The sequence below is a fragment of the Amycolatopsis sp. NPDC004747 genome (assembly GCF_053601335.1).
On record NZ_JBSGBQ010000047.1, the window covers coordinates 59,359 to 65,550 of the forward strand.

The 6,192-nt window shown below is 72.4% G+C and carries 6 protein-coding genes; 1 reads left to right on the forward strand and 5 read right to left on the reverse strand.

All coding sequences use genetic code 11. The features are described from left to right. Nucleotides 1–53: 53 nt before the first annotated feature. The 5 genes from ACWEGE_RS43210 to ACWEGE_RS43230 all read right to left on the reverse strand — a co-directional run bounded on the left by ACWEGE_RS43210 (nucleotide 54) and on the right by ACWEGE_RS43230 (nucleotide 3,849). Nucleotides 54–494: a hypothetical protein gene (locus ACWEGE_RS43210; RefSeq protein WP_449666314.1), complete on the reverse strand. Its 441-nt coding sequence runs from the start codon at nucleotides 492–494 to the stop codon at nucleotides 54–56. Beyond that, nucleotides 491–754 carry a DUF1918 domain-containing protein gene (locus ACWEGE_RS43215; RefSeq protein ID WP_449666315.1) on the reverse strand — a complete coding sequence of 88 codons (264 nt, stop codon included), beginning with the start codon at nucleotides 752–754 and terminating at the stop codon, nucleotides 491–493. The genes ACWEGE_RS43210 and ACWEGE_RS43215 overlap by 4 nt, the downstream gene beginning before the upstream one ends. 13 nt (nucleotides 755–767) lie before the next feature. Beyond that, a complete protein-coding gene (locus ACWEGE_RS43220) occupies nucleotides 768–2,159 on the reverse strand; it encodes a DUF4389 domain-containing protein (RefSeq protein ID WP_449666316.1) in 1,392 nt (463 codons plus the stop codon). 167 nt (nucleotides 2,160–2,326) lie between these two features. Next, a complete protein-coding gene (locus ACWEGE_RS43225; protein ID WP_449666317.1) occupies nucleotides 2,327–2,962 on the reverse strand; it encodes a CBS domain-containing protein in 636 nt (211 codons plus the stop codon). A 2-nt stretch (nucleotides 2,963–2,964) separates the two neighbouring features. After that, entirely contained in the window at nucleotides 2,965–3,849 is an 885-nt protein-coding gene (locus ACWEGE_RS43230; protein ID WP_449666318.1) for a universal stress protein, read from the reverse strand. Between the two features lie 527 nt (nucleotides 3,850–4,376). Here ACWEGE_RS43230 and ACWEGE_RS43235 point away from each other — a divergent pair. Beyond that, nucleotides 4,377–5,615, forward strand: coding sequence for an acetyl-CoA hydrolase/transferase family protein (locus tag ACWEGE_RS43235; RefSeq protein WP_449666319.1), 1,239 nt, complete (start codon nucleotides 4,377–4,379; stop codon nucleotides 5,613–5,615). The last annotated feature ends 577 nt before the right edge of the window (nucleotides 5,616–6,192 follow it).

A 6,192-nucleotide genomic window follows, 5' to 3' on the forward strand; every position in this document is an offset into this window, starting at 1 on the left:
TCCTGTCACCTCCCAACCTAGGAAGGCCGGACTCCGGTGGCCGCTGGCGTCGGTCACCGCTCGCGGGGACTTACGTCCCTTCTCCCGCGAGCACGGCGCACCCGGTGCCGGGCGAGGAGCGCGAGACCGAGCAGCGCGACCACCAGCCCGGCAGTCACCCACTGGACCGGCGCGCGCACGCCGATCACCCCGAACTGGATCGCCAGCCAGCCGGTCAGCACGCCGCAGGCGGCGAGCGCCGCCATCGGCGCGCGGAAATCGGCCCGCCAGGCGAACACCGAAGCCCACGCCAGCGCGCCGCCGATGCCGAGTGCCAACGCGATGCCGGGCAGCACCCAGCTCGTCAGCCCGAGCGGCGCGAGCCACTCGACCGGCATCGTGAACCCCGGTGCTCCGACGACCAGCGAGATCCCGCCGTACACCGCGCTCGCGGCGAACAGCGTCTCGAACGTGGCCAGCAGCCGCATCGTGGTCCGGGTCCGCGGGGTCTTCACCGTGTCCTCCCGGTCTGCCGGGGTCGGACCACCGCCACGGGACAGGGCGGGTGCGCGATCGGGGCCCGCTCCTCCTCGGCGGTGCGCAAGACGGCGCCGGGCCCGGGCAACACGGTCGGCACGTGGTCGTCGGCCGTCCAGCGGACGACGTACGGCGGGGTGCCGTCGGCCGAGCCCACCTGCAGGATCCGTCCGCGACGGTCCGGCGGGTCGACCCGCGGGCCCTTGAGGACGAGCCGATCGCCCGGCTTCGCGTGCACGGCCCTTCCCTCCTCAGACGTCCACAGTGGAGTGCTCGGGCGTGGTGGGCGTCCCCGGTCGCCCCGAGGCGCGGTGCACCGCGATCCCGATCAGGGCGGCCCCACCGGCCAGCACCACGACGCCGGTGATCAGCAGGCCGAGCGCGATCCAGCCGACGGCGGGCGCGGTCGCGCCGGCTTCCGCCCGCACGGAGATCCCGCGTGCGGAATCGGCGTTCATCACGACGGCGGTCCATTGCCCGTCGAGCACCGGCCAGGCGAGGCTTTGGGTGCCCGGGCCGGAGGTGCTCGCCACCCACACCGCGGCGTCGCCGGGCGGGACGGCCGGGGCACCACCCGGGTGCGTCCGGTCGCCGGTGCGGCGGTCGGCGAGGGTGGTGTACTCGGTGCCGGCCAGGTAGCGGGCGACGGCGTCCGAGCGGCCGATGCCGACGAACACCGGGCGGCCGTCCGCGCTCGTGGCCCGGACCCGGACGTCGCCGGCGAAGGCCGTGAACCCGGAGATGCCGTGCACCTGCACCGGGTCGGTCGTGACGGCGTAGCCGCTCGCGGCGACCGTGGTGGACGCGGTCAGGTAGCCGTCGGCGTCGCGTTGCGTGCGGTCGGCCCACAGCAGCGCCCCGCCGCCGGTCAGCAACCCCATCGAGCCGAGCACCAGCACGGCGCCGGCGACGGCGGCGGCGATCCGGCCGCCCGTCCAGCCGGACGGCCCGGCCGGGTGCGCGTGCGGCGGCTCGTGGCCGGCTTCGCCGCCGCCCATGTCGAGCCGGAACGGCGGGTACTCGTCGGTCATCAGGGACACGTAGGCCGCGACCCGCAGCACCCAGCGGTCCATGCCGAGCACGAAGTCGAAGATCGGCCGCGGGTAGCGGCCGGTGAACAGCAGCACCACGCCGGCGACGAGCACCAGGACGCCGACCAGACCGCCGGCGGCCCAGGTGAAGTCGTCGCTTCCGGAGCGAGCCGCCAGCCAGCTGCCGCCGCCGACGAACAGGCCGACGACGACGAGGTGCGGGATGGCCAGCAGCCACCACTTCACCAGCACCAGGCCGCGGGAAAGCTTTTCGGGGTAGGCGACTTCCAGCCGGGCCGGGTAGTCCGGGACGTCGGCGAAGGTGAACGGCGGATACCGGTCGGTGCCGAGCGCGGCGCAGGAGTAGTACTGCACCCGCCAGCTCCAGCGCAGCACACCGGTGGTGAACTCGAACAACGGCCGCGGGTACCGGCCGGTGACGAGGATCGCGAAGAACGCGGCGATCGTGGCGAACGGGTAGGCGAACCACAGGAACGCCAGGACGACGTAGTGCGGGATCGCCAGGATCGGTTTCACCAGCCAGAGCCAGCGGGACAGCGGTTCGTCCAAGGTCGCCTCGACCCGGACGGGATAGGTCTTCGGGGTGGTCATGACGTACTCCTCGCGGTCTCGGCCTGAACCAGGCTCGAACCGATGTCCCGGCCCCGGGCCCGGGTGGACGGCCAGTCCCGGGCCCCGAGCCGGAGTTCGTCCGAAAAGGACTGGGCGAGCTTCCCCGCCCCGGCAGCGCTGTTCTCGGCGACCTCTCGCCGAGCTCCTCAACCGACGTCGTTCCAGACGTAGTCCAGGCGGTTGCGGACCTCGACCACCCCGGACAGCTCGTGGATCAGCCGCGTCACCGGGTCGATGTCGCTGCGCCGTTCCACGCGCCCCACGACCGTCACGACGCCGGCCCGGACCTGCACGCGAACCCGGTCGGGCCCGAGGTCGAGCCGGTCACGCAGCACGCGGTCGGTGATCTCGCGCTCGAGGTCGGCGTCGCCGCGGGTGAAGACCGCCACCAGGTCGCGGCGGGACAGCACCCCGGCCACCTTTCCGCCCCGCAGCACGAACAGCCGGCGGACGCCGCTGCGCGCGAACTCGGCCGCGGCGGCGGCGAGCGTGGCCTCGGCGTCGATCGTGACGGCCGGGCTGGTCATCAGGTCCTCCGCCGTGCACGCCGTCGCCTTGCGGGCCAGCCGGCGGTCGCGCCACCGGGGCTTGCGGTCCTCCCACAGGTGCGGCAGCAGGTCGGCTTCGGAGACGACGCCGACCAGCGCACCCGTCTTGTCGAGGACGCCGACCGCACTGATCCCGTTGCCGGTGAGCAGCTGGGCGATGTCCTTGAACGGCGTCTTCGTGGAAACGGTGATCGGGTCGGCGGTCATCACCGCGGACACCATTCCGGCGTTCATCTTCACTTCTCCTTCTCGGTGCGGACCACCATGACGGGGCACGACGCGTGGTGCAGCAGGGCCTGGCTCGTCGAGCCCAGTACCAACCCGGTGAAACCACCCCGGCCGCGGCTGCCGACCACGACCAGCTGCGCGCCGTGGCTCTCCGACAGCAACCGGGAACGGGGCTTGTCGTGCTCGACCCGGCGCTCGACCCGGACGTCCGGGTACTTTTCCTGCCAGCCGGCGAGCCGCTGAGCCAGCAGCCGCCGGCCGGAGTCCTGAACGGCTTCGCCCTGGAACGCGACGTTGCCGTCGCTGAACAGGCCGGCGGTGTCCCCGTCGTGCCAGGTGTACAGCGCGACGAGCGGAGCATTGCGGAGCGAGGCTTCCTCGAACGCCCAGGCGATCGCGGCTTCGCTCAGCGGGCTTCCGTCGACGCCGACGACCACCGGGCCGTCGACGGACTCGTTCCCGCGCACGACCACGACCGGGCAGTGCGCCTTCGCGGCGAGGTCGACGTCGGGCGAGCCGCTGAACAGGCCCGCGATCGCGCCGACGGGTTCCCCGGTGACCAGCATCCGCGCCCGCGCCGAGACCGCCAGCAGGCCGGGGACCGGCCCGCGGTCACTGGCCTCGGTGGACACGGCCAGCCCGGGGACGGCGGCTTCGAGGGTCGCCCGCGTCGTGCGCAGCAGCTCGTCGGCTTCGGCCTCCTTGATCCTGAGCCAGTCGGACGGCGGGGACATCTTCCCGCCGAACGCGGCGTCCTCGTAGCCGTACGCGGTGAAGACGAGCAGCGACGCGTGCCGTCGGGCGGCTTCCCCGGCCGCCCACAACGCGGCCGCCGCGGCGGTTTCCGAACCGTCGACGGCGACGACCACCGGCGGGTTTCCGGTTGCGCTCATGACCTGTTTCCTCCGGGTTCCGGTGCGTGGATCACGCATCCGACTCGAAAGTAGGACTCACCGGCGGCGGGACGCTGCTGCCGTTCGTCCCCGTACGCGAGGACCTTTGGCCGCTCCGGGCCGCCCGGCCGGGAGCGCGCCGCGGACCTCGAGGAGATGACCGGATACGCAGGGAGGATGGAGCCGCCGTGCTCGCCGCCGAACTCCGCAACCGGGATCGGCAGGCGCGACGGTCGCGGCCCAGACCCGGTGGTGGCGGCCGGGCGGCAGGGGAAGGGGGACGCGGCCCGGGCCGCCACCACCGTTCTGGGCGAGGGCGCCCGCTTCGGGGAGGCTTCCGGGGCTGCGGGACGGTCCCTCGATCTTCAGGATTCTCCCGCCGCCATGCCGGGTGGCAGGGCGCAAAGTCCCTGCTGGAGAAGGACAAAGGCCCCTTCGGGTGACGCCGGGCCGATGCCATGATCATCATGCCTGGACCGCACGGTCCGGGCATGATCGGCACGGAACGACGAACGGAGAGGCCGCCGATGCGGATGTTGTCGGAGTCGCAGCTGAGCGCGGTGCTGGCGGGGGTGCCGGGACCGGCGCCCCGGGTCGTCGTCAGCGGGAACTTCGCCACGCCCCGGCGGGCGCTGGCGGTTCTGGACGCCACGCTGCCGGAGTACCGGCTGTTCGCGCTCAACGCGCAGGCGGGTGTGCCGGACCGGGCAGGGGTGCTCCTCGAAACGCCTTTCGTGGGACCCGGGATGCGCGACCGCGCCGGTCTGCGGTACTTCCCGTGCCGGTTGTCGCTGGTCCCCGAGCTGCTCAAGCACTCGCTCCCACCGGACGTCGTCCTGATCCACACGTCCGTCCCGGTGGACGGCACGGTGTCCTTGGGCACCGAAGTCAACATCCTGCCCGCCGCGATCGAAGCGGTCCGAGCCCGCGGTGGCCTGGTCGTGGCGCAGCTCAACCCCGCCATGCCGGTCACCTACGGCGACGGCGTGCTACCCCTGGACGAGATCGACTACGCCATCGAGGCCGACGAGCCCCTCCTGTCCCCCGAGCCGCGACCGTGGAGCGACGCGGCCCGCACGATCGGCGGCCGGGTGGCCGAACTGGTGACCGACGGCGCGACACTGCAGCTCGGGATCGGCGGGATCCCGGACGCGACACTGGCGGCGGTGACCGAGCGGCGCGGGCTCGCGGTGTGGTCGGAGATGTTCAGCGACGGCGTGCTCGGCCTCGACCGGGCCGGCGCGCTGGACCCGGCCGTCCCCATCACGGCGTCCTTCGTGTTCGGCAGCGCCGAGCTGTACCGGTGGATCGACCGCAACCCCCGGGTCCGGCTGCTGCGCACCGAGAAGACCAACGATCCCGCCGTGATCGCCCGCCGTCGCGCCCTCATCTCGGTCAACAGCGCCTTGGAGGTCGACCTGTTCGCCCAGGCCAACGCCAGCCGGGTGCGCGGCTCGATCCACTCCGGATTCGGCGGGCAGACCGACTTCGTGGTCGGCGCCCTGCACTCCCCCGGCGGGCGGGCGATCATCGCGCTGCCGTCCTGGCACCCGAAGGCGGACGTGTCGACGGTCGTGCCCCGGCTGGCGGGTCCCGTCACGTCCTTCCAGCACAGCTTCATCGTCAGCGAGAACGGCACCGCGACCATCTGGGGCAACGACTCCAGCGAGCAGGCTCGGCAGATCGTGGACCGGGTGGCCCACCCCGACGTCCGCGACGACCTGCGGGCACGGGGGCGCGAGCTCGGGTTCACCCTCGGCCGGTGATCCGATCGGCCGAAGCCCTCCGGTGACCAAGGTCCTCGACCGAGAGCCCGAAGATCCCTGTGACCTGGTACGTCGGTTCGGCAGGATCGGGAGCGAGGCCGGTTCCGCCGCACCGGCGCCGCCGGGAAACCTGTGCCCGAGGAGAATTTGTTGCTGCCGCCTGCATGCTCGCCGCGGCTGTGGCCGGTTTCGCCGAGCACCTGCTGGGCGAAGCCGACGTTTGCTTCGACCCGACGGCCGAGCCGGGTGATGCCTCAAATCACGGAGCTGGGTGGTCATCCCGTCGCCTGAGGCCGTCAAATCACTTTGAGCCGGGCCCGCAACCCAAAGACCAACGCAAGATGACAGCGCAAGCTTGCGGGCCCGGCTCAAAGTGATAGGCCTCAATCAGGCGACGGGATGACCACCCAGCGGCCCACCTCAAGAAAGCGAGGTGGCAGCGGCAGATGTGGTCATCCCAGAGCCTGCCCGTCCGGCCAATGCCGCTAAGTTAGGGGTGTCCAGGCGGGGCTGGGCTGTGACACGCGCTGCGCGTATCCGTTGTCTGAGTGAATTTCGTTCTACGATGTGCGCATGC